The organism is Eudoraea algarum (assembly GCF_050589645.1).
In the GTDB taxonomy this organism is placed as follows: domain Bacteria; phylum Bacteroidota; class Bacteroidia; order Flavobacteriales; family Flavobacteriaceae; genus JBNGOQ01.
This window is the reverse complement of record NZ_JBNGOQ010000002.1, coordinates 768,548-795,401: the sequence shown is the minus strand read 5'-3', so window position 1 is coordinate 795,401 and position 26,854 is coordinate 768,548. Positions and strand designations below refer to the sequence as shown.

Annotated in this window: 23 protein-coding genes; 11 read left to right on the top strand and 12 right to left on the bottom strand. The window is 47.2% G+C overall.

Translation table 11 applies throughout. The annotated features are described in order from the left end of the window. Window positions 1-53: 53 nt before the first annotated feature. Window positions 54-308: a GIY-YIG nuclease family protein gene (locus ACRD67_RS09940; protein WP_430966986.1), complete on the bottom strand. Its 255-nt coding sequence runs from the start codon at window positions 306-308 to the stop codon at window positions 54-56. A 338-nt stretch (window positions 309-646) separates the two neighbouring features. On the opposite strand from ACRD67_RS09940, the gene ACRD67_RS09935 reads away from it, so the two are divergent. The 3 genes from ACRD67_RS09935 (at window position 647) to ACRD67_RS09925 (ending at window position 3,309) form a co-directional block, all read left to right on the top strand. Further along, window positions 647-1,402, top strand: coding sequence for a sulfite exporter TauE/SafE family protein (locus tag ACRD67_RS09935; RefSeq protein ID WP_430966985.1), 756 nt, complete (start codon window positions 647-649; stop codon window positions 1,400-1,402). Between the two features lie 10 nt (window positions 1,403-1,412). Beyond that, complete coding sequence (locus ACRD67_RS09930; protein ID WP_430966984.1) at window positions 1,413-2,045, top strand: nitroreductase family protein; 633 nt, start codon at window positions 1,413-1,415, stop codon at window positions 2,043-2,045. A 73-nt stretch (window positions 2,046-2,118) separates the two neighbouring features. Next, the gene (locus tag ACRD67_RS09925) at window positions 2,119-3,309 is read left to right on the top strand and encodes a DegT/DnrJ/EryC1/StrS family aminotransferase (protein WP_430966983.1); all 1,191 of its coding nucleotides are present in this window, start codon (window positions 2,119-2,121) and stop codon (window positions 3,307-3,309) included. Here ACRD67_RS09925 and ribB read toward each other — a convergent pair. From ribB to ACRD67_RS09885, 8 genes are all read right to left on the bottom strand, one after another. After that, on the bottom strand, window positions 3,306-4,439 hold the full coding sequence (gene ribB / locus ACRD67_RS09920) for a 3,4-dihydroxy-2-butanone-4-phosphate synthase (RefSeq protein WP_430966982.1): 1,134 nt from the start codon (window positions 4,437-4,439) through the stop codon (window positions 3,306-3,308). The genes ACRD67_RS09925 and ribB overlap by 4 nt on opposite strands. 10 nt (window positions 4,440-4,449) lie before the next feature. Then, on the bottom strand, window positions 4,450-5,892 hold the full coding sequence (locus ACRD67_RS09915) for an LptF/LptG family permease (protein WP_430966981.1): 1,443 nt from the start codon (window positions 5,890-5,892) through the stop codon (window positions 4,450-4,452). A 73-nt stretch (window positions 5,893-5,965) separates the two neighbouring features. Beyond that, entirely contained in the window at window positions 5,966-6,607 is a 642-nt protein-coding gene (lolA1, locus tag ACRD67_RS09910) for an outer membrane lipoprotein periplasmic chaperone LolA1 (RefSeq protein ID WP_430966980.1), read from the bottom strand. 7 nt (window positions 6,608-6,614) lie between these two features. Further along, complete coding sequence (locus ACRD67_RS09905; RefSeq protein ID WP_430966979.1) at window positions 6,615-8,978, bottom strand: DNA translocase FtsK; 2,364 nt, start codon at window positions 8,976-8,978, stop codon at window positions 6,615-6,617. A gap of 63 nt (window positions 8,979-9,041) precedes the next feature. Further along, complete coding sequence (locus tag ACRD67_RS09900) at window positions 9,042-9,407, bottom strand: diacylglycerol kinase family protein (RefSeq protein WP_430966978.1); 366 nt, start codon at window positions 9,405-9,407, stop codon at window positions 9,042-9,044. Beyond that, the gene (gene tpx, locus ACRD67_RS09895) at window positions 9,400-9,906 is read right to left on the bottom strand and encodes a thiol peroxidase (protein ID WP_430966977.1); all 507 of its coding nucleotides are present in this window, start codon (window positions 9,904-9,906) and stop codon (window positions 9,400-9,402) included. Before tpx ends, ACRD67_RS09900 begins: the two co-directional genes overlap by 8 nt. Window positions 9,907-10,051: 145 nt before the next feature. Further along, window positions 10,052-11,545: a Na+/H+ antiporter NhaC gene (nhaC, locus tag ACRD67_RS09890; protein ID WP_430966976.1), complete on the bottom strand. Its 1,494-nt coding sequence runs from the start codon at window positions 11,543-11,545 to the stop codon at window positions 10,052-10,054. Between the two features lie 61 nt (window positions 11,546-11,606). Beyond that, window positions 11,607-12,827: an aminotransferase class I/II-fold pyridoxal phosphate-dependent enzyme gene (locus ACRD67_RS09885; protein WP_430966975.1), complete on the bottom strand. Its 1,221-nt coding sequence runs from the start codon at window positions 12,825-12,827 to the stop codon at window positions 11,607-11,609. 152 nt (window positions 12,828-12,979) lie between these two features. Between ACRD67_RS09885 and ACRD67_RS09880 the strand changes: the two genes are divergently transcribed. Together ACRD67_RS09880 and lpdA are read left to right on the top strand one after the other, a co-directional pair. After that, window positions 12,980-13,441 (top strand): Lrp/AsnC family transcriptional regulator, encoded by a 462-nt coding sequence (locus ACRD67_RS09880; protein WP_430966974.1) that lies wholly within the window; start codon window positions 12,980-12,982, stop codon window positions 13,439-13,441. A gap of 141 nt (window positions 13,442-13,582) precedes the next feature. Beyond that, on the top strand, window positions 13,583-14,989 hold the full coding sequence (gene lpdA / locus ACRD67_RS09875) for a dihydrolipoyl dehydrogenase (RefSeq protein ID WP_430966973.1): 1,407 nt from the start codon (window positions 13,583-13,585) through the stop codon (window positions 14,987-14,989). Window positions 14,990-15,057: 68 nt separating this feature from the next. Here the strand turns inward: lpdA and ACRD67_RS09870 are convergent, their stop codons facing one another. The 3 genes from ACRD67_RS09870 to ACRD67_RS09860 all read right to left on the bottom strand — a co-directional run bounded on the left by ACRD67_RS09870 (window position 15,058) and on the right by ACRD67_RS09860 (window position 18,058). Then, window positions 15,058-16,470 (bottom strand): DUF3179 domain-containing protein, encoded by a 1,413-nt coding sequence (locus tag ACRD67_RS09870; RefSeq protein ID WP_430966972.1) that lies wholly within the window; start codon window positions 16,468-16,470, stop codon window positions 15,058-15,060. A 96-nt stretch (window positions 16,471-16,566) separates the two neighbouring features. Next, a complete protein-coding gene (locus ACRD67_RS09865; protein ID WP_430966971.1) occupies window positions 16,567-16,803 on the bottom strand; it encodes a CDGSH iron-sulfur domain-containing protein in 237 nt (78 codons plus the stop codon). Window positions 16,804-16,861: 58 nt separating this feature from the next. Further along, window positions 16,862-18,058 carry a heparan-alpha-glucosaminide N-acetyltransferase domain-containing protein gene (locus tag ACRD67_RS09860; protein WP_430966970.1) on the bottom strand — a complete coding sequence of 399 codons (1,197 nt, stop codon included), beginning with the start codon at window positions 18,056-18,058 and terminating at the stop codon, window positions 16,862-16,864. A gap of 131 nt (window positions 18,059-18,189) precedes the next feature. On the opposite strand from ACRD67_RS09860, the gene ACRD67_RS09855 reads away from it, so the two are divergent. The 6 genes from ACRD67_RS09855 (at window position 18,190) to ACRD67_RS09830 (ending at window position 26,817) form a co-directional block, all read left to right on the top strand. Next, complete coding sequence (locus ACRD67_RS09855) at window positions 18,190-18,723, top strand: NADPH-dependent FMN reductase (protein ID WP_430966969.1); 534 nt, start codon at window positions 18,190-18,192, stop codon at window positions 18,721-18,723. Between the two features lie 6 nt (window positions 18,724-18,729). Continuing rightward, on the top strand, window positions 18,730-20,028 hold the full coding sequence (locus ACRD67_RS09850; RefSeq protein WP_430966968.1) for an anthranilate synthase component I family protein: 1,299 nt from the start codon (window positions 18,730-18,732) through the stop codon (window positions 20,026-20,028). A 51-nt stretch (window positions 20,029-20,079) separates the two neighbouring features. Then, the gene (locus ACRD67_RS09845; protein ID WP_430966967.1) at window positions 20,080-20,907 is read left to right on the top strand and encodes an alpha/beta hydrolase; all 828 of its coding nucleotides are present in this window, start codon (window positions 20,080-20,082) and stop codon (window positions 20,905-20,907) included. A gap of 145 nt (window positions 20,908-21,052) precedes the next feature. Beyond that, complete coding sequence (tilS, locus tag ACRD67_RS09840) at window positions 21,053-22,360, top strand: tRNA lysidine(34) synthetase TilS (protein WP_430966966.1); 1,308 nt, start codon at window positions 21,053-21,055, stop codon at window positions 22,358-22,360. After that, on the top strand, window positions 22,357-24,351 hold the full coding sequence (locus ACRD67_RS09835) for a protein-disulfide reductase DsbD family protein (protein WP_430966965.1): 1,995 nt from the start codon (window positions 22,357-22,359) through the stop codon (window positions 24,349-24,351). The genes tilS and ACRD67_RS09835 overlap by 4 nt, the downstream gene beginning before the upstream one ends. 66 nt (window positions 24,352-24,417) lie before the next feature. Further along, complete coding sequence (locus tag ACRD67_RS09830; protein WP_430966964.1) at window positions 24,418-26,817, top strand: penicillin acylase family protein; 2,400 nt, start codon at window positions 24,418-24,420, stop codon at window positions 26,815-26,817. Window positions 26,818-26,854: the final 37 nt, after the last annotated feature.

Genomic DNA, 26,854 nt, shown 5'->3' with positions numbered 1-26,854 from the left:
TGCCTTCGGCAAACGCCACTTGCCACTTTATCACGTTATCCCGCCTGCGGGATTCACGTGATCTGCCATTCCTCCAGTTTGGATTTGAGCGTTTTTCTGCCCCAACCCGATTTGTAATACTTTTCCTTTTTACGAGCACTTTCCAAATCTGGTGCCGGCTCTAGAAAAAACCGTTGCCACGGTCTATATTTTCTCGTATATGTGCTTTTGCCCTCGTTGTGCTCCATCAACCGTCTATCCGGATTGGTAGTCAACCCCACATAGATTTTGTCGTGTTCCTCACTCCAAAGAGCGTATACGTAATACATCGTTTCAAAAAAACCTCGCATTCGATGGCGTGATGCCTTCGGCAAACGCCACTTGCCACTTTATCACGTTATCCCGCCTGCGGGATTCACGTGATCTGCCATTCCTCCAGTCGATTTTTAGGATTTTCAGGCTCCTCATCCAGTTATCTCGCTAGCAAGATTCACGTGATTTGCCATTCCTCCTAATCCTTTGGCGGGCGTGCCCGCCGAAGCGGCGTTTAGCGCCGCGAAGGCGGGTGCAAATATAACACCCTTTTTCTTTTTCGTAAAACGTTTGCCTGATTTTTATTTTACGAAGAATCGCTTTTTTATTCGTTTTAAGGAAGTATTTTTACGTAATGGAAGAATGGTACCATTATGTACTGCTGGTAGGGGTAGGCTTTACCGTCGGATTTATAAATACCGTTGCCGGAGGAGGCTCCCTATTATCGCTTCCCGTTCTCATTTTTCTGGGACTTCCCCCCAGCGTGGCCAACGGTACCAACCGCGTGGCCATAGTGATACAGACCGCCCTGGCCACCGCGGGTTTTAAGAGCAAAGGGGTATCCACTTTTCCCTTCAATCTATACCTCGGTATTTCCGCCTTGCTCGGCGCGATCTTGGGCGCTTATATTGCGGTGGACATCAAGGGCGAAACCTTCAACAAAATTTTGGCCATTATTATGATTGCCGTAGTGCTGATCATCATCTTTAAGCCCAAAATAAGTATAGGGGAGATGCAAGAGCGCCTTACAGGAAAATACCTTTGGATCGGGATCATTGCTTTTTTCTTTTTTGGAATTTATGGCGGATTTATCAACGCTGGCCTGGGATTTATTATAATTTTATTTTTACATTACGTAAACCGCTTGACCCTCGTTAAGGCCAATGCCACCAAAGTGGCCGTAGTATTTATCTATACCTTGTCTGCCCTGGCGGTATTTGTGCTCAACGATAAGGTAGACTGGAAAGTAGGCCTTATTCTGGCCATGGGCAATGGTACCGGTGCGTGGATTGCCAGCCGGTTTTCGGTAAAAAAGGGCGATGGGTTCATCAAGACCTTTTTAGTGGTCATGGTGGTGATCATGGCCGTAAAACTTTGGTTTTTCAATTAAAAGCTACACTGTGGATATTATCAAGCAAATGGAATGGCGCTACGCCGTTAAAAAATTCGACCCGGAAAAAACCCTTTCTCCGGAACAGCTGAACAAGCTAAAGGAGGCTTTTAACCTCACAGCCACCTCGTACGGACTGCAGCCCATAAAGCTGGTGGTGCTTAAAAACAGAAAAGTACAGGAACAATTGGTGGCCCATTCCTACCAACAACTTCAGGTTGCGCAGGCCTCCCATGTACTGGTCTTATGCATTGAAAAGGCCATAGATGACACCTATATCGTGGATTATTTTGAACGGGTACGGCAGGTACGGGGTACCAGTCAGGCCATTTTGGACCCCTTTAAAAAGGATCTGGTAAAGACCTTCTCCAAAAAGAGCATGGCAGAAATAAAACAATGGGCCACCAATCAGGCCTATTTGGCCATGGGCAACCTACTGACGGTCTGTGCGGCCGAGCAGATAGACGCCTGCCCCATGGAGGGCTTTGTACCTTCGGCCTATGACGAAGTACTGGGACTGGCATCCCAAGGGCTTACCTCTGTCCTTGTGCTCCCGGTAGGCTACAGGGCGGGAGACGATATGTTCTCGGACCTAAAAAAAGTACGCAGACCGTTAACGGAAAGTATTATCGAAATTTCTTAAAAAGCTTCGGATTTCTATCCCGAATCCTGGCTACAGCCATTATATTTGCCAAGCATAACCAATACCCACTACTATGCCCGGATTTGAACTTTTTGGAGAGCAGGAAAGAGCGCATGTGAACGACGTACTACAGTCCGGTGTCCTTATGCGCTATGGTTTTGATGGGGCCAGATCGCATTGGAAGGCACGGGAGCTCGAAAACGCTTTGGCCCAACGTATGGGCGCCAAATATGCCCACTTGGTCAGTAGCGGCACGGCGGCATTGACCATTGCCATGGCCAGTGCCGGGGTCGGAGCCGGCGACGAGGTCATCATGCCCACCTTTACCTTTGTGGCCACCTTTGAAGCTATTTTGGCGCTAGGGGCCGTACCCGTTATGGTAGATGTGGACGATACGCTTACCCTGGACCCAAAGGCAGTTGAAAAAGCCATTAGCAAACACACCAAAGTAATCATGCCCGTGCATATGTGCGGTTCCATGGCCGATCTGGATGCCCTGGCCGCACTTTGTAGAAAACATCAACTGCTTTTGATCGAGGATGCTTGTCAGGCGATCGGAGCCAGCTATAAGGGAAAGGCCTTGGGCAGTTATGGGGATCTTGGCTGTTTTTCCTTCGACTATGTAAAGACCATAACTTGTGGAGAAGGTGGGGCCCTTATCACGGATAACGAAGCGTATTATACCCATGCAGACCACTATGCCGATCATGGGCATGACCATAAGGGATCGGATAGGGGAGCGGAGTCCCACCCCTTTTTGGGGTACAACTACCGTATTTCTGAACTTCATGCCGCCGTGGGACTCGCACAGATTGCCCGACTCGATGATTTTTTGAAAATTCAGAAGTCCAACTATACCATCTTGCGCAAGCGTCTGAATCAAGTTCCTGGTATCACTTTTAGGAAGGTTCCTGAAGGCGGCGTGGAAAACTACTCTTTCCTCAGTTTCTTCTTGCCTACCGCCGTGCTCGCCAAAAAAGCGCAGGCGGCCCTTGCCGATGCGGGAATCGATGGCTGTTTTTATTGGTATGACAACAATTGGCACTACCATAGGCAATGGGAACACCTCAAAGACCTAAAATCACTGGGGTTCCTACCCAACCAGGTACGTGATAACTTACCCAACTATTACAAATCCGATTTTTCACAATCGGACCACTGGGTAGGGAGAACCATCTCCTGTTTGATTAAATTGGGCTGGAAAAAAGAGGAAGTAAAGCAACGAGCCGAGACTATGGCCCAAGTGTTGGGAGCGTTGGTCTAATACGGTACATACTCAACGATCTCCAATCCATAACCTACCATGCCCACACGTCTGGCCCGGGTAGCACTGTTGGTAAGCAGTCGGATTTTAGTAATGTTCAGATCGTGCAAAATTTGCGCCCCCACCCCAAAATCCTTGGCATCCATATTAATTTTAGGTGCTTTATAGATATTTTTTGCCTGCAATTCCTTTAATTCTGACAACCGGTTCAACAGGTTGAGCGACTGGGACTGCTGGTTGATAAAGACAATAGCACCCTTTTCTTCGCCATTGATGGCCTTGAACATATTTTCCAGCTTCTTTTCCGGGTTGTTCGTCAGGGTACCCAAAATATCGCTGTTTACCAGGGTGGCGTTGATACGGGTAAGAATGGGTTCCCCGGTCTTCCAGGTACCTTTTACCAGGGCTATATGAATCTGGTCGTTGGTGGTCTGCTTGTACGCACGCAACCTAAATTTGCCGAAGCGTGTGGTAATATCAAAGGCCTCGCTACGCTTAATAAGACTGTCGTGCTCCATCCTATAGGCCACCAGGTCCTCTATGGAGATTACCTTGAGGTCAAATTTCCGGGCTACCTTCATAAGTTGGGGCAATCGGGCCATGGTCCCGTCCTCGTTTAGGATCTCTACCAATATACCCGCTGGTTTCAAATCGGCCAGTCGCGCCAGATCAATAGCAGCTTCGGTATGCCCGGTGCGGCGCAATACTCCGCCGTTCTTGGCACGTAAGGGAAAAATGTGTCCCGGCCTGCCCAAATCGTGGGGTTTGGTGTTTTCATCGGTAAGTGCCAAGATGGTTTTGGAACGATCATGTACCGAAATCCCCGTGGTGCACCCATGTCCTATGAGATCTACGGACACGGTGAACTGCGTTTGATGTAGTACGGTATTGTTCTTAACCATCATTTCCAAATGCAGCTCGTTGCATCGGTCTTCGGTCAAGGGGGCACAGATAAGCCCTCGGCCGTGTTTGGCCATAAAGTTGATCATTTCTGGGCTTACCTTTTCGGCAGCTGCGATAAAATCGCCCTCATTCTCCCGGTTCTCGTCATCTACAACGATAATGACCTTTCCGTTTCGTATGTCCTCAATAGCTTCCTCTATCGTATTGAGTTGTATGCTTTTTTCCATGCGCGTTTGCTCAGCTTGTCGCTTTCTTTTTCTTTTTAAAGATCCCTTTGAAGTAATCCAGAAAGGCCCCAAAATCTGTCAGTCCCCGGTCGGCCGTGGCCCTTTTCGTTAAAGAAATGCCCAAAGGTAACATTATTAAGGTAGACAGCCATGCCCCGAGCATGGGGTGTATGTTTCCTTTTTTGGCATAGTTTTCTGCAAAAACGCCCAGAAAATAATAGGTAAGGAACAACATAATGGCAATGACCATGGGCAAACCCAGTCCTCCTTTTCGGATAATGGCGCCCAAGGGTGCCCCTACAAAAAACAAGATGATGCAGGAGAAGGCCAGGGCGAATTTTTTATGGAAGGACAGAATATGTCGTCTATGGATCTCGAATCTTTTTTGCAATTCCACTCGCTTGCCCTGGATCGAGGTTTTAATGCTGGTCGTGGAATTTTTGGCGGAACTCAGGATTTGGGCTACTTGCCATTCCTGATACAGTGCCAGAATATCTGGAATGGGCAGCGGCGTTTCAGTTTTGTTCAAAAGGGAATCGGCGGGGGGCTGTAATGCCAGACTATCCTTTTTCAAAGATTCTTTTGCCTGTTTGGTGGAATCTTTCCTGGATACGGGCACAAATGCACCCATTCTATTGCTGATGTTCTTGGAAAAAGCCCGGACAATTTTCAGGTTGTCCTTTTTTAGGGAATCCATATCGTTGGATAGGCGGAAAATGTTCTTCATTTTGTCCGTACTAACATCGCGTTCCTCCTCGAGATCCACGTCATTGAGCCCAGAAATATCAATATTCATGGTGTAGGTCTCAAAATTGGCCTTGGTAAAAGGGAATTTTCGTTTGGCATTGCTGGCCTTGGTCTTTATATCCTCATAGTAATGCCCATCCTTAAGGACCAGCTGAATAATATCAGAATCGGTGCTGCTAACGAGTTCTCCGCCCTTTGCTTTGATGACGGTGCTGTTTACGTTGGTCTCTGTCTTTTGATGGATGATCACATTCTCCAAAAACCGATCGTTCTCTCCAGATTTCTTGTCTACCTTAATGTTCATGCCGGTGCCCTCAAAATCACTAAAGACCCCTTCCGCAATGGCAACGGCCGGTTTTACCTTGGCAATGTTCCTCCTTAGATTGTAGATTTTTTGTTCCGAGGCCGGAATAACGCTGTTGGCAAAGTAAAAAGTAACCCCGCCCAGAAACACAATAAAGATAATGAGGGGGCGCATGGAGCGCTGTAGCGAAATGCCCGAAGCCTTCATCGCGGCAAATTCGTAGTTTTCGGCAAAGGTGCCAAAGGTAAGGATAGAGGAAAGCAATACGGTAAGGGGAAGCACCTTTTCCGTAAGGTTGGGCATCAAGTAGAACAGAAACTTCCCAATGATTACAATATCCAGTCCCTTACCGGCAAGATCGTCAATGAACAGCCAGATCGTTTGGAATATAAAGATGAACATCAATATAACAAACGAGCTTGTAAAATTGTAGAGAAACCTGGCAAGTATATAACGATCTAAAATCCGCAATGTGCTAACTTCTTATGATGTAGTACCCTTCTTTTTTGTACTTGTTCTCATCAAAAGTAAATAAGGTTTTCGACAATGGCTGGTCTGTTTTAAAAGAATTAACGGTTATGGTGGTTTTTGTGCCGTTTTTACCTGTTTCAATAAGCTTGTAAATGTGTTTGGTCTCCACATCCACACCCAGCAAAATGGAAGCGATCTCGGAATTTGAATTGATGGGGACCAGTTTTACGTATTGTATTTTTCTGCCCTGCACGTTCTGCAGCACGTCCCATTCGTAATTGTGTCCCTGCTTGTAGAAGGTAAGCATTTTGGAGGGCGTTATGGTGTTGTCCTCCTCTGATTTGTCCTCTATGGTGACTTCCTCGTTTTCGGGTACGATAGTGTATACCTTGCTACCGTCGTATAGTTGCTGTGACCCCAAGTAGTTAAAAAGGTATTTATCGCCCTGCATGGTAACATCGCCCCGGGTCTCCTGATTAATGTTGGCCTCCGTATTGTTCAGTACATATTTGAAATCCACATAGATGTTGTCATAGCTTTTGACCTTGGTATATACCTCGTCCAATAAATTTTTGGCCTTGGCCGAATTTTGGGCCATAGCGCCTGCTGCAAGCAGCACAAGGCATATCGTAAGTATTTTTTTCATGTTGTGTTTATTTTAATTCGTTGTTCAATAATTGATCCAGGGCAACCATATCGGTCACCAGCACCTGCCGGGCCTTACTGCCCTCAAAGGGACCTACAATACCAGCAGCTTCCAACTGATCAATAATCCTTCCGGCACGGTTATAGCCCAATTTCAACTTTCGCTGTATCAAGGAGGCCGAACCTTGTTGTGCCATCACAATGACTTCCGCTGCCTCCCGGAACATGGCATCCCTTTCGGATATCTCATAATCAATACTTGTGCCAGAATCCTCACCTACGTATTCGGGAAGCAGATGCGCTTCCGGATAGGCCCTTTGGGACCCTATGTATTCTGTGATCTTGGCTACTTCCGGTGTGTCCACAAAGGCACATTGTAAACGGGTAACATCATTGCCCTGGGTAAAGAGCATGTCCCCCCTACCGATCAACTGATCGGCCCCTTGGGTATCCAAAATGGTCCTGGAATCGATCTTGGAGGTCACCCGGAAGGCGATTCGCGCAGGGAAGTTGGCCTTTATGATACCGGTAATCACATTGACCGAAGGCCGTTGTGTGGCAATAATCAAATGAATGCCTATGGCCCGTGCCAATTGTGCCAATCGGGCAATAGGGGTTTCCACTTCCTTGCCCGCCGTCATGATCAGATCGGCGAACTCATCGATCACAAGTACGATATAGGGTAAAAACATATGCCCATCGTTCGGATTCAATTTCCTGGCCTTGAACTTGGTGTTGTACTCCTTGATATTTCGCACCATGGCCAGTTTCAACAGCTCGTACCTGTTGTCCATTTCAATACAGAGCGAGTTTAAGGTGTGGATGACCTTGGTATTGTCCGTTATGATGGCATCCTCGGAATCCGGCAATTTGGCCAGGTAATGGCGTTCAATCTTGTTGTAGAGGGTAAGTTCTACCTTTTTGGGATCTACCAGGATAAACTTTACCTCCGCCGGATGCTTCTTATAGAGCAAAGAGGTCAATACCGCATTCAAGCCCACGGATTTACCTTGCCCAGTGGCCCCTGCCATAAGCAAGTGGGGCATTTTGGCCAAATCCACTACAAAGGTCTCATTGCTGATTGTCTTTCCGAAGGCAATGGGCAGTTGCATTTCCGCATTTTGGAATTTCTTGGAGGCTATGACGGAGCGCATGGAAACGATGGTCGCATTTTTGTTGGGCACTTCTATCCCTATGGTACCCTTGCCCGGGATAGGGGCAATGATTCTAATGCCCAGGGCGGCGAGGGATAGTGCAATATCGTCCTCTAGATTTTTTATTTTGGAGATGCGAATGCCCGCTTCCGGAACAATTTCGTATAGGGTAACCGTGGGTCCAATGGTCGCTTTTATTTGGGCGATGCCTATTTTGTAGTTCTTAAGGGTACCAACAATTTTATTCTTGTTTTCTTCCAGTTCTTCCTGGTTGATGGTAATGCCGCCGGCCGACCCGTGCTGATCGAGCAGTTCTATGGGCGGGAATTTGTAGTTGCCCAGTTCCAAAGTAGGGTCAAACTCACCAAAATCCTTGACCAATTGGGCTGCTTTGGTAGGCTTCACCTCTTTTTCCTCAGTGATTTTTTTCACTTCCATAGTAATATCCGGAGCGGAAGACTTTGGAGTGTCGGTAAGCTTTAATTCCAATTCAGGGTCGATTTCTTTTTCCAAAATGGGAATATCCTCCTTGTGGGTATAGGTGTCCACCACGATGGGCGACTCATCCTCAGTGTCCAGTACCAATTCCTTGGTAGAACGTACGGTCCCTTTAAAGTCGGCTGCCACGGAAGCCTTCTTTTTGGCGAAATAACTGCCAATGCTCTCGGGCGAAAACCCGAACAATCGTACCAAGATAATGGTAAAACCAAAAAGTAGCAGCAAAAAGACCCCTATCTTCCCAATATAGTCCTGTAAAAAGTCGTTCATTTCATAGCCGATGAGTCCACCTAGGAGGGGGCGACTTTCAGCAAAAAAACCAAAGCTTATCGATATCCATAACACGAATACCAAGCCCCATATCCAGACGCTCAGCAGGCCTTTTCTGACCAGGCTTAAAAAGAGATAAAGTCCGGTAATGCACAGGAGGACGGGAAAAATCAGGGAGGCCACTCCAAAGCCTTTGTACATGAAAAAATGGCTTACACTGGCTCCGAATTTATTCAGTAAATTCTTGGCCTGTTCATTGCGATCGGCAAATTCGGTCAACAGACTTTGATCGGCCTGCCAGGTAAAATAGTAGGAGGCAAAGGAAAAAAACAAGGCCATACTAAAGAATATCAGGAGGCTTCCCAATATAATTTTATTCTGTTTGGAAAACCTAAGGCCCGTCTTTTTTTTAGCAGTCGTAGGTTTTGATCTTTTTCGCTTTTTTGCCATTAAAACACGAATTATTTGGGGCTAAAATACAAATTTACAAAGGAAGCCGGTCCTATGCTAATTTTAAAAAATTTTGGGAAGATAAATGATCAACCCGATAATTGAGGCGGCTATGGACACCAACATAACCGCTCCCGCAGAGATGTCCTTGATAAAGCCGATCTTATGGTCAAACTCGGGCTGTACATAGTCGGCAATCTTCTCAATGGCCGTATTGAGGCCCTCTATACCCAGTACCATGGCAATGGCAAAGAGCTGCAAGATCCATTCGGTAGGGGAGATGTCAAAGTAAAATCCTGCTCCGGTAACCAGGAGCGCAATGACCATTTGGATCTGGATACTGCCCTCGGTCCGGATTAGGAGCCAAGCACCGCGCAGGGCATAGCCCACACCGCGGATCCTATTCTGCAAAAACCCTTCCTTAGGCATCCATTAAGGCTTCAAGAGCTGCTTTGTAATTGGGTTCGTCCACGGTCTCAGGGACCTGTTCGGTATACACGACCTCGCCGTTTTCATTGAGCACCACCACGGCCCTGGAAAGTAGCGTTTGTAAGGGGCCGTCCGTAAACTCCACGGCATAGGTCTTTCCAAAGTTCCCATCCCGGAAATCGGACAGCATTTCTACATTGGCAATACCCTCGGCTCCACAAAAACGGGCTTGGGCAAAGGGCAGGTCTTTGGAGATACACAGTACTTTGGTATTTTCCAATTCTGCCGCTTCTTGGTTAAACTGACGTACCGATTGGGCGCATGTCCCGGTATCGATACTGGGAAAGATGTTCAAGACAATTTTTTGCCCGCTGTAATCTGATAGGGTAGCGGGTGAAAGATCTACTTTGGTCATGGTGAAATCCTGGGCTTTGCTTCCCGTTTCCGGTAGATTTCCCAGCGTATGTATGTTGTTTCCTTTTAATGTTACGGTAGCCATTTCTCTAGTTTTAAATTCGCTGTGAAATTATAAAATATCTCCCTGATACGTAAGGAATTTTGACAGAAAATATGGGTCGGTAGGTTTTATGGAATTCTTTTGAATCAAAGCCCCAGCGAATTTTGAACATCCTTTTGCGGTAGTGCTATTGCACGGGCTCGGGAGTAGCGACCAACTGCTTAATTTTAATATGAAAAGCGGCAAACAGAAGGGTCATCATAGGGCTGAGCCAATTGAAGATGGCATAAAAGAAATACTCGCCAACGCTTACGCCCAAAACACCGCTATGGTATGCACCACAGGTGTTCCAAGGTACCAGTACCGAGGTCACGGTACCCGAGTCCTCTAGGGTACGACTCAAATTTTCCGGGGCCAGGCCCCTATCGGCGTACGCCTTGGAAAACATCTTTCCGGGCACTACAATGGCCAAATACTGGTCCGATGCGGTAACGTTCAAGGCCAAACAGCTGCCCACGGTGCTGGCGAAAAGGCCAAAAGTGGTCTTGGCCATGCTCAACAGCGATTTGGTAATCCGGGACAAGGCTCCGATACCGTCCATGATGCCACCAAAGACCATGGCACAAATGATCAACCAGATAGTGCCCAGCATACCGGCCATTCCCTTGGAGGAGAACAGATCGTTCAAAGCGGCATTTTCAGTGGCAATGGAGGTTTTTACGGTAATGGCATTGAGAATTCCCTTGTAGGCAGATTCGAAATTCAGCTGACTTGCCCCTGCTATGCCTGCTACGATCCCGGGCTGGAAAATTAATGCGAACACCCCGCCCATAAGTGTTCCTATTAACAAAGCCAATAAAGGAGGGGCTTTTTTTACGATCATAAAGATGACCGCCAGGGGCACTAGGAACAACCACCCATTAATATTAAAAGTATTGTCTATAGAACTTAAGATGGCCGCCGTATCCGCAGTGCCCGAAGTATCAAGGGTAAAACCGATAATGATAAACACCACGAGCGTAACCAGGATGGTGGGTACGGTGGTCATGGTCATGTACCGGATATGGCTGAACAGTTCCCCGCCCGCCATGGCCGGCGCCAGATTGGTAGTATCGCTCAGAGGCGAAAGTTTATCCCCAAAGTATGCGCCTGACAATACGGCTCCCGCGGTCATTCCCAAGGATATCCCCAGGGCATCGCCTATTCCTACCAAGGCTATCCCTACCGTGGCCGCTGTGGTCCAGGAACTTCCCGTGGCAATGGAAATGATGGCACAGATAACCACACAGGCTGCCAGAAAAATCGTGGGATTCAGTATCTGTAGGCCGTAATAGATCATAGCAGGTATGATGCCACTGACCAACCAGGTACCCGATAAGGCACCAACCATCAACAAAATAAGCAGCGCACCGGAGGTAGATTTTACGTTCTCCGCTACCTCGGCCAACATTTGTTTGTAAGATACCTTGTTGAAAAAGCCCACGATCGCCGCAACGGCTCCGCCCAGCAATAAAATAAACTGATTGGACCCACTTAGGGCATCGTCCCCAAAAACATAGACATTATAGGCTAACATGCCCACCAGGGCAATTACGGGAATCAGCGCTTCCCAGATATTCAGTTCCTTATTTTCTACAATTTTTTCATTCTGTCTATGGGCGTCAGGTTTTTTACTGTGCATGAAGTCTGGATTAGTTTGCTCGTAATATTACGATTTTGGTGACGGTTCTGCAAACCTTTACCTAAATGCACATTTCCCTTGCCTCAAGGATGCCAAGTTCCTGCATACAGCTTTTCATCATTTGGTAAGTCCGCTCCACATTGTTGTCCAAGCCTATAGAGAAACGTATAAGGCCATCGGAAAGGCCCATGGCCTGTTGTTCATGAAGTGGTATTTCGGAAGAGGTAGAGGTGCCCGGGGCGCTGAACAGTGTTTTATAAAAACCAAGGCTTACGGCCAAATAGCCCAAACGTCTTTGTTGCATCAATTCCATCAGGGCATTGGCCTTTTCCAATGACCCCACGTCCACGGTCATGATGCCGCCAAAACCGTATTCTGGATTCATTTGCGTTCTCATAGGTTGAAAACCGGGATGGGAAGGCAGTCCGGGATAAACTACCCGGAGTCCGTCCTTTTCAAAGTTTTTTGCCAGGTACAATGCATTTTCACTGTGTTTTTTTATGCGGATATGGAGGGTGCGCATGTTCTTGAGGATCGAGGCCGCCCTTAGGCTGTCCAGCGTACTCCCCAACAACATGCCGGCACCCTGGTTCACGTCTTTGAGCGATAGGCAAAAATCGGTACTGGCACAGACCGCGCCCGCCACGCAATCGCTGCTGCCATTGATGAATTTGGTCAGGCTATGGATGACCACATCGGCCCCTAATTGCGCCGGGGCGATGGATAGGGGAGAAAAGGTATTGTCCACTACCAGGGGAATGCCGTGCTTTTTGGCCAGGGCCGCCATGGCCTGGATATCGGCGATTTCCAGGAGCGGATTGCTCACCGCCTCGCAATAGATAAGTTTGGTCCGCGGCGTGATGGCCTTTTCCACCGCTTCGAGCTGCGTAATATCCACAAAGGAAGAATCGACATCGAATTTTTTGATGAAGTTCTTTAGAAAGGCGTAAGTACCCCCATAAATGGTACGGCTGCTTACCAGATGGTCCCCTGCGTTGCACAATTGCATCAGCACTGCCGTTATGGCGCCCATGCCACTGGCGTATACATTGGCACTTTCCGTGCCTTCCAAAGCCGCCAGTGCCTCACCAAGATATAGATTGGAAGGGGAAGAATGCCTGCTGTAGAGATAGCAGCCTTCGGTGTTGCCCTCAAAAGTATCGAACATGGTCTTTGCCGATAGAAAGGTATAGGTAGAGGAATCCGATATGGAAGGGTTTATGCCTCCAAACTCCCCAAAATATTGCAGGTTTTGTATTTGATCCGATGCCTTGTGCTCCATGGGATGTGGTTTTTGACTAGTAAAACTAAAGCATAATAGGACAATTATCAATATAATGCATAAAATGACGAATAATTATCTATATTTTGTTAGCTTTATAGTAAAATTATAATTATACACTGAAGTAGCACCGTTTTTAACGAAAAAATATCATGATCAAGTTCGACACTACCGATAGGGAACTCTTACGACTATTACAGACCGATAGCAAAAGGACCACGAAGGCCTACGCCAACGACCTTAACCTGTCTACCACCGCGGTATATGAGCGCATCAAGCGTTTGGAAAAGTCGGGCGTGATCACAAAATATGTCGCTTTGGTGGACAAGCAGAAGGTCAATAAGGCCTTCATGGTTCTTTGCCATATTAAATTGGTACAGCACATCAAGGAATTTGTGCTGCAATTTGAGCGGGAGGTGCTTAAGTTGGAGGAGGTGGCCGAGTGTTATCACATAAGCGGCGACTACGACTATATTCTAAAAATCTACGTGAGCGACATGCAGGCCTATAGGGATTTTATGGTCTCTAAGCTAACTGCAATCAATAATATAGGAAGTACACAGAGTTCGTTTGTCATCAATGAAGTGAAATACAACACCTGTATCGAGGTGTAGATGGCCGTACACAACACAGCCCGGGGCAGGGATCGGGACCTGTGTTTTTCATATTGTCCAACCGCAAAACATTCGTACTTTTGTTTCTTAATTTCGCTTTGTACTGGAGCAATTCAAATCTCTCATTAATACAGATATACTATGAGTCAATACGACGTAGCCATCATCGGATCGGGTCCTGGAGGATATGTTGCCGCCATTCGCTGTGCGCAATTGGGAATGAAAACAGCCATCATTGAAAAATACGCCACTCTGGGCGGTACCTGCCTCAATGTAGGTTGTATCCCATCGAAAGCCCTGTTGGATTCCTCGCACCATTATGAGGATGCAATCAAACACTTTGAGGATCACGGTATCGAGGTCCCGGGCGAGGTGAAGGTGAACCTGGAAAAGATGATAGGCCGCAAGCAGGCGGTGGTAGATCAAACCACCAAGGGCATACAGTTTTTGATGGATAAGAATAAAATTGATGTTTTCGAGGGCCTGGGCAGTTTTACCGATGCTACCCATATCACTATAAAAAAATCGGATGGGAAGACCGAAGCCATCGAAGCTAAAAACACCATCATTGCTACAGGTTCAAAACCTTCGAGCCTACCTTTTATCAAATTGGACAAGGAACGTGTCATCACTTCTACCGAAGCTTTGGAGCTCAAGGAAATCCCTAAACATATGATCGTCATCGGTGGCGGGGTCATTGGTCTGGAACTGGGCCAGGTCTACAAAAGACTGGGATCAGAGGTGACCGTTGTGGAGTTTATGGACCGGATCATCCCCGGGATGGACGCAGCGCTTTCCAAGGAGTTGATGAAGGTGATGAAAAAGCAGAAGGTAAAATTTAATCTGGCCCATAAGGTAAAATCGGTAACGCGCAAGGGCAAGGAGGTCATTGTAAAGGCCGATAACAAAAAGGGTGAAGAGGTGACCTTTACGGGCGATTACTGTCTGGTGTCTGTAGGGCGCAGGCCCTATACCGATGGGCTGAATGCCGATGCGGCAGGGGTAGCGCTCGATGACAAGGGCAGGGTAGCGGTCAACGACCATTTACAGACCAATGTACCCAATATCTATGCCATTGGCGATGTGGTACGTGGGGCCATGTTGGCCCATAAGGCCGAGGAGGAAGGTACCATGGTAGCCGAAATACTGGCGGGCCAAAAGCCGCATATCGACTATAACTTGATTCCGGGCGTGGTCTATACTTGGCCCGAAGTGGCCGCCGTTGGAAAAACGGAGGAAGAATTAAAGGATGCAGGTATGGTCTATAAAGTGGGACAGTTTCCTATGCGTGCTTTGGGGCGCGCTAGAGCCAGTATGGATATCGATGGTTTTGTCAAAATACTGGCCGATGCAAAGACCGATGAGGTCCTTGGCGTACATATGATCGGCGCAAGATGTGCCGACCTGATTACAGAGGGGGTCACTGCCATGGAATTCCGTGCCTCTGCCGAGGACATCGCCAGGATGAGCCATGCACACCCTACCTATGCAGAGGCGGTAAAGGAAGCTGCTTTGGCCGCTACCGAGAACCGACCCATACATATTTAGGAAATACTGATCTAAAACAAAAAACCCCACCTACATAGTAGATGGGGCTCTCCTTCCTCATAGCAATCCTATCTAATCAATTTGGCATCAGGGAACGCTGCATGATAACCAAACCAAAAAGCATTATGAGTAGGAATACGTTGTAATTCTTCCCCGGTCTCGCCCACCATTTTCTCTTCCGATAGGGTCCAGGAAATCCCGGAACTGTCCGTTACCGTACTTGTACCGTCGTAGCGATTAAATGTCTTTTCCTTGGCATGGTATACTCTATGGGCGCCGGTGCGATCGGTGAATACCACAAAATTGAGCGATCCGATCTTTGAATGGTACACAGGGTTTCTTTTCAGGAATTTATGGGAAATGGCCAGATTTTCGTCGGTCGTGCCGGGCATACGTACGGAAAGAATTTCATCCTTGTTCTTTAGTCGCCTATCAACGGTGGGTACGGTAAACATGAGTTCGTCCGTAGCAAAGTATTCCTGATAGGCTACACCTTCACCATAGTCCCTACGATGTCCCGTATTCAGGGATAGCACGGTAGTTTGAGGGTGTCTCTTTTTCCATTCGCCCCAAGTGGTGGTAACTACACTGAGGTAATCTAGCTTGATACCCTTTCCTACCAGCGGACCTATGGCCGGTTCTCCTTCCAGGGTGCTCCAGAGGGACTGGGTAGCCTTATCGTACATGAGCTTATTGGAACGGTAGAGGAAACCACTGGTCCCCAATTGATGGTTTATACCATTATGCTCTGTTTTGTACAAAATCACCGTACCACATAGGGTGCAGTATACGCCCGCCACGGGAACATCGCCTACCGTGTCCACGAACATTTCATGCCAGGCCAGTATTCTTTTGGGATAAGCTCTGGCATCACCGTTTACGGAGATACCAAATACAATATTGCTATCCCGTAGATAGGACGCCTCGTCAACGGTTATCATTTCGGGCGACCGCAAAGGTGGAATGCCATCCTGCGGTACCCCGCCCCAGCGTACTTCGTCCAAACGTATGGTACTTTGGTGTGCGCGGTCTAAAAAGTATTTTCTGAACTTGGGGTCCAGAAGCTGGTGTAGGTTGGCTTTAAAAGTATAGTAAGTATCCATATACTGGGGTTCCTTGTTCCAAAGCCAGTGGAACCACGCATCAAAATCATACCCGAAATCTTGTTGCGTCTTTCGTTCCAGAAGATGTCGCAGGCGATTGGAAATCTTTCGGTTCTGACTAAAGTAGAAGGTTTCCAAGAGCATGGGCTCATAGGAAGCTTCCCAATTTCTGTCAATATAGGAGAAGGAGCTGTTTAAGCTACCTTCGTCCTCGGTACTCACCAAATTGATAAAGTGGGTAGCCGGCTGGTCTTCCGTAGTGACTGCCGGGGATATAGCAGACTTCCGTGCTCCCTCGTGAACGTTAAAATAACTGAGCAAAAAGAAACCGCTAAGCAGGAAACATAATAAGCTGCCTAATTTTATATAGGAGACCATTTAAGCACTTTTTATTGGTACAGTCGCAAATGGTCTTCGAAAATTTGGATTTTAACGTTACTTTATGAACCTATGGGTCGCTTTGATCGGAAAGTGCTACAGGTTGTGGGTCCCGTCGCAGTAGGGCGGGTTACTGGTTTTTTTACAGGTGCAGAGATACGCGTTCATGTCCTCGTCCACAGCGAAGCTGAGCGATGGCGGTGCCTTATGGGCCCTATGTGAACCGTCGCAAAAGGGTTGGTCCTTACTGTGACTGCAACTGCACCACGCGTATCTTTTTCCCTTCTCCAAGTCTACGGGAATCGGGGCATAGGTTTTTTTGTTTTCGCTCATATCTCCAAGGTTTTGACCTTAAAGTTAATCGAAAAACCACATCACAAAAAGAGGGTATTTAATTTTTAGCGAATCTAAATAGTTTAAGGAGCAACATCCTTCCCCTAAAGGAATAGACCTTGAGAAGTTTTAGGCCTAATGTTGCCCAAGACTCAACCTTGACCCTTAAATATCTGGAACCGGTGGCAATGTTCAACGTAATGTGTTCCTTGTTCCTTTCATATTGAAGGGCGGCATAGGTACAGACAAGGATAAAGGCCAATGCACCGGGAATGGCCGTCCAGGGCGACAAGGAGTGGTCCAAAAACCGATAGAGGCCCAGTCCGGTAAAACTTCCGTACAGGATGATAAAATGTATAACGTAAATGGACAAGGTACTTTGCCCAATTTTAAGCACGGTACTGTGGGTCATAAACCTTCTAAAGAGCATGAAAATGGCAAAAACTACAAGAACATCGCCCAAACGGATAAAGAGGTAATTGTTAAAATAGATATCTGCAAACAACTGCACATCCGTTGCCCGGGCCAGCGCCAAAAAGAAGTCCGACGAATAAAAAATAAGCCCAAGCCCAACCGTAGTGGCTATAGTTATCGCAGAGGGATAAAGGTATTTAAACTGCCTATACCGAGTAAAGAGGACAGAGAGAAAGCCCCCTAGGGCCGCATAGCCAAACCAGGGAATGATCGTAAAAACCGATCCGTTCGCCTTGGTAAAATAATTGGCGATGCCCTGCGGTAAAAAACTGTACCCAAATTGCTTGTAGTAGGGTTCAAAGATAAAGAGCGCACAAGTGGCCAACACCAATACCGTGGGAAATACAAAACTCCTTTTGTTATGGGTCAGCAAATAGATGCCGATGATACCCAGGATGGAAAGCCCAATGCAGTGCAGTACATCCACCAAATAGAAAGAGTCATAAATATCGCCATTAAGCAGACCAAATAGGTTGGTGCGCAAAAGGTATCCGATAAACAAGAGTTGTAACCCGCGTTTGATCCCCTTTTTTACCCGAGGGTTGTTCAACCCGGTTTGTGGCACGCGTATGAGCAAGAAGGTAAATATGAAACCCGAGACCGTAAAGAAAACAGGAGCGGTGATACCCCTAAAATACTGCCAAATGGAATAGGAACTGTTGCTGGCATCCCTAAAAGCGGTGTCTAGCAGCCCATCCACAAAATGTCCTTGCAACATCATAAGGATGGCCCAAGCCCTCATGGCATCTATAAAAAATAATCTGGTCGCTTTACTTTTCATAAAAAATAACTATCCTTATATACTTGTAATTCAGTCTATTTGGATGTTTTCGTTTGCAAAATTAGACAAAATACTGGCAATTCAGTCCTAATTGGGGTATTTTCGTCCGGGTAAACCTTATAAACGTATTTATGGCAACGATATTGGCGCTTGCGGGTAGCAATTCCTCTACTTCGATAAACTATAAGCTGGTTAAATACACTGCTGCACTACTGACGTCCCACGAAGTACAGTTGCTCAATATGATCAACTTTCCTTTTCCCATGTACAGTTCGGACTATGAAAAGGAGAATGGTTTTTCCAACTCCCTTATAGAATTACGCCAGGATATAGGAAAGGCAGACGGCATAGTGCTTTCCGTGAACGAGCATAACGGAGGGCCCTCGGCCTATTTTAAGAACCTTACGGATTGGTTGTCTCGTTTGGACATTAGGTTTCTGGAAGGGAAGAAAGTACTGCTCATGTCAACCTCGCCGGGAAAGCGGGGAGGTGTAACGGCTTTGGAACTAACAAAGGCCAGGTTGGTCCGTTTCGGCGGAGAGGTTGTCGCTACCTTTTCCCTACCCTCATTCAATGGCAATTATAGTACGGAGGACGGGATTGTGGACGCCGAATTGGCCCAAGCACATCGTCTGGCACTCGATACATTTTTAGCCAAAATATAAATTGCTTTGCGAAAAAAGGCCACCTACACGATTCGGGATGTTGCAGCATTCAAGGAGGCACTTTTGGATTGGGCCGGTCGCTTTACGGAAGTGGTATGGTTAGATAGTAACCAACATCAGGATCAATATAGCTCCTTTGAAGCCGTTCTGGCCGTAGATCCCCTGACCTCCATTCGCGCGGATACCCACAATGCCTTTGATGCCCTGAGGGCCTATCAAAAAACCACGCAAGATTGGATATTTGGCTACCTGTCCTATGACCTAAAAAATGATATAGAAGCCCTTTCCTCGGACAATGCAGATGGACTCAACTTTCCCGAGCTTTATTTTTTTCAACCCAAAAAATTAATTCGCATCAAAGGAAATAAGGTCGATTTTCTTTATTTGAATGGGGTAGCCGAGGATATGGAAACCGATTTTAGCGAGATTTCCGAGCTAAAGGTCGCCGATATGGAATCGGACAACGGTCCCGAAGCCGCCAAGATCAAACTCCGGATATTCAAGGACGAATACTTTAAACGGGTTTCACGGTTGTTGCATCATATTCATAGAGGCGACGTATACGAGGCCAATTTTTGCCAGGAGTTTTATGTGGAGGCTTTGGAAATCAAACCTTATGCGACCTATAGAAGATTAAACGCAATTTCCCGCCCACCCTTTGCCGCTTTCATGCGTTTGGATGACAAGTACCTGTTATCCGCATCCCCGGAGCGCTATCTAAAAAAAATGGGAGATACCCTTATTTCACAACCCATCAAGGGAACTGCGAGACGTGCGAAGGATAAGGAGGAGGACGAACGTCTTAAGAAAGCGTTGGAAACCGATACCAAAGAGCGCGCCGAAAACATTATGATTGTAGACCTGGTCCGAAACGACCTTTCCAAAAATGCGAACAAAGGTAGCGTACGTGTAGCGGAACTGTGCAAAGTCTATTCCTTTCCGCAAGTACACCAAATGATATCCACCATTACTGCAGAGGTGTCGCAAGCCATTGATCCTGTACAACTTATTCGGGAAAGCTTCCCTATGGGCAGTATGACGGGTGCCCCCAAGGTTTCCGCCATGAAGATTATAGAAGCGCTCGAAGCGTCCAAACGGAGCCTTTACAGCGGTGCGGTGGGGTATTTTACGCCTGAAGGCGATTTTGATTTCAACGTAGTGATACGCAGTATTTTGTACAATGCCACACGAAAGTATGTTTCCTATTCCGTGGGCAGCGCCATTACGGCTAAAGCCGCTCCCGACAGGGAATATGAGGAATGTTTGATCAAGGCTAAGGCCATGCGGGAAGTACTGGAAAGGTAAGGAGGTGGAGTAGGAGGGTGGCAATCCATCCCCGATTCCTTACATTTGACTATGGAATACGAAGAGTTTAGCGTACAATCGGATGGGACCACCATTTATGGACAATGTACCAGGCCCGATGAAGTTCTGGGTGTCGTAGTGCTGGTACATGGTTTTGGGGAACATTTGGGCCGTTACCGGAAGAACATCGTTCCATTGCTGGTCCATACCAGGGTGGCGGTGCTGTGCTATGACAATATTGGACACGGAAAATCCGGGGGCAAACGAGGTCATTGTCCTAATTACCAGACCTTACTGGACATTTTGGACGCGGTCATATCCAAGGCTAGGACTAACTTTCCTGGGCTACCGCTCTTTCTTTATGGGCACAGTATGGGCGGCAATCTGGTATTGAACTATGCGCTACAAGGAAGTCCAAACCTAAAGGGGATAATGGCCACAAGCCCCTATCTAAAATTGGCGTTTAGGCCACCAAAATGGAAAATGGCCCTGGGCAGGCTCATGATGGGTATTATGCCATCCATAACCCTACCTGCAGGACTGGACCCCAAGGGCATCTCCAGGATTCCGGAGGAAGTCAGATCGTATTCCGAGGATCCGTTGGTACATGATCAGGTAAGCCCCATGTATTCCTTCCCCATCATGGATGCAGGTCTGTGGGCCATAGACAATGCACATAGGTTGGCCGTGGATACCTTATTGCTCCATGGTACCGGGGATCCCATTATTGATCATACCGCCACGGTTGCCTTTCATGAGGGTTCTTCCAAAACACAGCTAGAACTATTTGAAGGCGCCTACCATGAACTGCACCACGACCTGTGCCGCGACAAAATGATGAAGACCGTGCAAACTTGGCTACGCCAGCACTTGAATTGAGGCTTACAACCTCGGTATAGGGCGGCCTTGCGATTCTACTCCTAAACACTGGCTTGAAAAATCGCAGCTGGAAAGAATAGGCAACAGGCCGGTTTTGTACCCCCTGTTTTTGCGATGCTAACTTTTTTCTTACTTAATTTGTGTTGTGTTAAAGGCGTTTGAAGAACATATCAAAACGGAATTCCCAACGCTCTATCAGGGCAGGTTCCTATTGGCCTGTAGTGGAGGGGTAGACAGTGTGGTGCTTGCCCACTTGTGTGCCCGCTCTCAGTTGGATTTTGCCCTGGTGCATTGCAATTTTAAATTACGTGGGGAGGAAAGCGATGACGATGAGGTGTTTGTGAAGAAATTGGCCAAGACACTCCAGAGGGAATTTTTTGTAAAACATTTTGATACAGATGGTTATGTGTCAAAAAATAAAGTTTCCATTCAAATGGCGGCCCGCCAACTACGCTACGCTTGGTTTGATGAACTGGTGGAGGCGGAAGACTACAAAAGAGTGGTAACGGCCCACCAATTGGACGACAAGCTGGAGACTTTTTTGATCAATCTGTCACGGGGAACCGGTATTGATGGATTGCTCGGGATCCCAGAACGAACAGACCGTGTTTTGCGCCCCTTGTTGCAGTTTTCACGTGCCCAAGTCCTGGAATATGCAGAGTTGGAGGGAATAACATGGCGGGAGGATCGCAGTAATTTGGATACCAAATACCTGAGAAATCAGATTAGGCATCAAATCGTCCCCCAGCTAAAAGAACTACATCCCACCTTTCTGGAAAATTTCCACAAGACCCAGGAATTCCTGCAACAGACAGCCTCCATTGCCGAAAATCATGTGGAGGAGGTACGGCAGCGCCTCTTTCAGGAATCGAACGGGGTCCAAAAAATTTCAGTAGATGCCCTTTTGGCCTTACGGCCCACAACGGCCTATCTATATGCCTTGTTCGGCGTTTTTGGGTTTAGGGAATGGAACGATGTAGAGAGCCTGCTGTCGGCCACGAGTGGCAAGGAGGTACGATCCAAATCGCATCGTCTTGTAAAACACAGAAAACATCTTTTGTTACAGGCTATCGGGACCGGGGAAGACCAGGTCTATACCATCAGTGAAGACCAAACCCGGATTAATGAGCCCTTGTCCCTGGTCATAGCGCAGGCGGATGCCTTGGGAAACACCTCCCGACAGATACTATATGTGGATAAAGAAACGTTAAAGTATCCCCTGACCGTAAGAAAATGGAAAAAAGGAGACTATTTTTATCCTTTAGGCATGAAGGGAAGGAAAAAAATGAGCAAGTTCTTCAAAGATGAAAAAATGGATATCATTTCCAAAGAAGAACAGTGGTTGTTGTGTTCGGGAACCGATATTGTATGGGTGATTGGAAAGCGGGCCGACGAACGGTTTAAGGTCAGCTCCCGGACTACACAGATATTAAAATTTAGTGTGCAGGAATGAGGAAAGTTTTTGTCTTAGCGGTTCTTGGTCTAATGGTTTGGGCAGGCTACTCCCAAAGCGAGGAGGACCCGGTGGCCTGGAGTCACGAGGTAAACCAATTGTCGGATACCGAATTTGAACTGATCGTTAGCGCGGATATTCTCGAAGAATGGCATGTATATTCCCAAAATACCCCTGACGGAGGATCTTTGCCCAGTGAGTTTACCTATGAGGGGGCCGGCGAGGCCTATGAGCTAATTGGGAAAACCATGGAAAGTGCAACGGTCACCGAGTATAGCGATATTTTTGAAGTGGACGAGGTCTTTTTTAGGAACAGGGCGGTCTTTACCCAAAAGATACGGCTTCTGAAGCCCGATGTTTCACAGCTTAACGTCAACCTCTTTTATCAGGTATGTAAAGAGGTGTGCATTCCCAAGGATATCGATTTTGTATTTTCCCTGACCGGAGAGGAGATTGTGCTAACCGAAAAATCAGTTGATGACAGAAGCAGGGCCATGGGTGCTGCACTCTCTTTAGATCTTAAGAACAAGGACCTGTTACAACAGGCCAATGGAGAGGTGATCAACGGAAGTTCCGATTTATGGATGATCTTTAGCTTGGGCTTTTTGGGCGGATTGATCGCCCTGTTGACCCCTTGTGTTTTTCCTATGATTCCACTTACGGTTTCTTTCTTCACCAAACAGTCCCAAAACAAGGCCCGGGGAATTACCAATGCACTCCTGTACGGGTTTTTTATTGTGTTGATCTATTTTCTGCTGAGTCTGCCCTTCCATTTGTTTGAATCCGTGGATTCGCAGATATTGAATACCATAGCCACCAACATTTGGTTAAACGTATTTTTCTTTTTGATTTTTGTCTTTTTCGCTTTTTCCTTTTTTGGATATTACGAATTGACACTGCCCAGTTCGTGGGCAAATAAAATGGATGCTGCCTCCTCAAGGGCGGGTGGATTTATCGGAATTTTCTTTATGGCCGTTACCCTGGCCATCGTTTCCTTTTCCTGTACCGGACCTATTCTTGGTGGCCTCCTTGGGAGTACCGCCCTGGCCGAAGGGGATGTGGCTACCAATCTGTCTACGGGCATGCTGGGTTTTGGGGTTGCGTTGGCCCTGCCATTTGCGCTGTTCGCCTTGTTCCCCACCTGGCTGAATTCACTTCCGAAATCCGGTGGCTGGATGACCACCGTGAAGGTAGTTTTGGGTTTTTTGGAATTGGCACTGGCCTTTAAATTCTTGTCCAATGCCGACTTGGTGGGCCATTGGGGCCTACTTAAGCGCGAAATATTCATTGGAATCTGGGTTGTGCTTTTTGTACTGCTTGCCCTGTATCTCTTTGGCGTGTTCCGCTTTCCCCATGACGGTCCCAAACAAAAAATTTCCGTTACGAGAAAGGGTATCGGACTTTTAAGTGCTGCTTTTGCCATATACCTTAGCCTTGGAGCATTTCAGGTTTGGGATTTAAAACTTTTTGGTTTCCTGCCCCCTGATTTCTATACAGTGGCAGAAAAAGAAAACGATTGCCCCTTGGGAATCGACTGCTTTAAGGACTTTGAGGAAGGTGTTGCCTTTGCCAAGGAGAAGAACAAACCCATCCTGCTCGATTTTACAGGCTGGGCCTGTGTGAATTGTAGGAAAATGGAGGAAAACGTTTGGAGCGAACCGGATATCTACCCCTTATTAAAGGAAGATTACGTGCTTATCTCACTCTATGTTGACGATAGAAACCAACTTCCCGAAAGCGAACAGTTCAATTTTGAGTACGCCTCGGGTAGGGTCAAGACCATCAAGACGATAGGGCAGAAGTGGGGTACTTTTCAGACCTTGAATTTCAATGCCGCTTCACAACCGTACTACGTACTCATGTCTGCCGATATGGAAATTTTGAACCACGCCGTACAGTATACAGACCGGGATGCGTATCGCGATTGGTTGCTTGCCGGACTTCGGAAACATGGCGAATTATCACTACAATCCTCATTGTTAGGGAACTAAGAAAGCCGCCTATTTTGGTGTTTTTTTATTTCTAAAATTCCTACCTTTAATTTCCAAACCCCCACAATGAAAAAGTACAAAAAGATAGGATGGATCCTGTTGATAGGCCTGGGCATTCTGTTTCTGGGCGGAGGTATATTCGTCCATTCATTAAAGCCCACTTATGACGGGGAGAAGCAACTCCCAGGACTTTCCAACACCGTTCAGGTCCATTACGATACCTATGGCATTCCGCACATCTATGCAAAGAATGAAGCTGATGCCTTTAAGGCTTTGGGATATGTGCATGCACAGGACCGCCTGTGGCAAATGGAACTGCTCCGAAGAATCGGCAAAGGTGGACTGTCAGAAGTCTTTGGGTCGGATTTACTTCCTACGGACAAATTCTTTTTGTCCCTTGGTATAGACGAAGCCTCGGCCAGGACCGTGGCCAAACTTGACCAAGACAGTCCTATAGTGCAATTGGCACAGGCCTATCTGGACGGGGTCAATCGTTTTATTGAAGAAGGGCCCACTCCGATCGAGTTTTACCTCACCGGACTGGATAAAAAATCCTTTACACTTACCGATATATACAATATCGTGGGATATATGGGATTTAGTTTTGCCCAGGCCCACAAGACCGATCCGTTGCTGACCAATATCAAGGATAAACTGGGCACGGCCTACCTGGAGGATCTTGCTATAGATGTTTCTCCCGCCACGGTATGGATCAAAAACCACCCCAGCGAAAGGGCGGATACGCTTCAAAACGCAATCACCTCTTTAGTTTCGGATGCGCTAAAGGGATTGCCCGCGCCTTTGTTTGTAGGGAGCAATAGCTGGGTCGTGGGGCCGGCTAAAACGAAGTCGGGCAAGGTAATTTTTGCCAATGACCCTCATATCGGATTTGCCCAACCCTCCGTGTGGTACGAAGCCCATATAAGCACACCCACCTATGAAAAATATGGTTACCATTTGGCCGGAGTACCCTTTCCCTTGTTGGCACATGATCGGGATTTAGCTTACGGACTTACCATGTTCGAAAATGACGATGTCAATTTCTACTACGAAGAAAACCACCCACAGGATAGTACCCAATACAAGGGCAAAAATGGATGGGAATCCTATGGTACGGTTTCCAAGACCATTAAGGTAAAGGATGGTGAGGACGTGGCATTTTCGTATCGGACCACGGAACGCGGTCCGGTACTCAACGGCATTGCCGATCAGATTACCGGCGAACGCCCCATAAGCATGTCCTGGGTCTACACGGCAATGGAAAACAAAATGATGGAAGCCGTATATGGCATGTCGCATGCAGACGGTTTGGACGAGTTTAAGGCGGCACTCCCTAATATTCATGCCCCTGGACTCAACGTTATGTACGGGGATGTAGAAGGCAATATTGGTTGGTGGGCCTCTGCTAAACTATTCCAGATCCCGGACAGTTCGCACACCAAATTTATTATGGATGGGAGCGCTGCGGGCGCAGGCGCCAAACGCTATCTTCATTTTTCCGAGAACCCGCAGGCGATCAATCCTCCTTGGGGTTACGTATATTCCGCGAACAATCAACCAGATTCCATTGCGGGGATGGTATATCCCGGATATTATTTGCCTGAAAACAGGGCCAAGCGCATTGTACAACTGTTGGAGCCAAAGGACGATTGGGACCAGGAAGCCGTTAGGGCCATGATAACCGATAATACCTCTTCGGTAAATCCTTCAGTGGTTATGAATTTGGCAAAATCGGTGAAGGTAAAGGAACTTACCGATGTACAAATTGTTGAGCTCGATAAACTTACGGCATGGAAAGGGGAATATCCCCTGGAAAATGTGGAGGCCACCATCTATCACAGGTGGATGTACTTTTTTTTAAGGAACACTTTTATGGATGAACTGGGCGCAGATATGTTTCAACAATTTTTGGCCACCCATTTTCACAAACGCGCCATAGCGCCGCTATCGGCCAAGGAACATTCCATATGGTGGGACAACATCACCACCAAGGAAGTAAAAGAGACCCGTCAGGATATCGTTCACGGCGCCTACGTGGAGGCGTTGGAATCCCTGAACCGGGATTTTGGCACCGATCGAGCTAACTGGACCTGGGGAAATGTGCATACGCTTGAACACACCCATCCCATAGGCCGGGTTGCGGCCCTGCGCTCCTTTTTTAATGTGGGCCCTTTTCCTGTACAGGGCACCAAGGAGGTTATCAATAATTTGGCATTTCCCTACGATGAAAGTGGGTTGTACAAGGTCACAGCAGGACCCTCTACGCGAAGGGTCATCGATTTTTCGGATATAGAAAATAGTGTAAGCATATTGCCCACCGGACAATCGGGCAACCCCCTTAGCCCGCATTACGAGGACCAGGCGGAAATGTTTGCCAAGGGCGAGTTCCGAAAAATGATGCTCAACAAAAAGGAAATCAAGGAGAACGCCAAAAATGTACTCACCTTCAATCCACTGGTGGAATAGAACGTAGCGCATAGGGTTCCGGCAGGTATAAATAGGC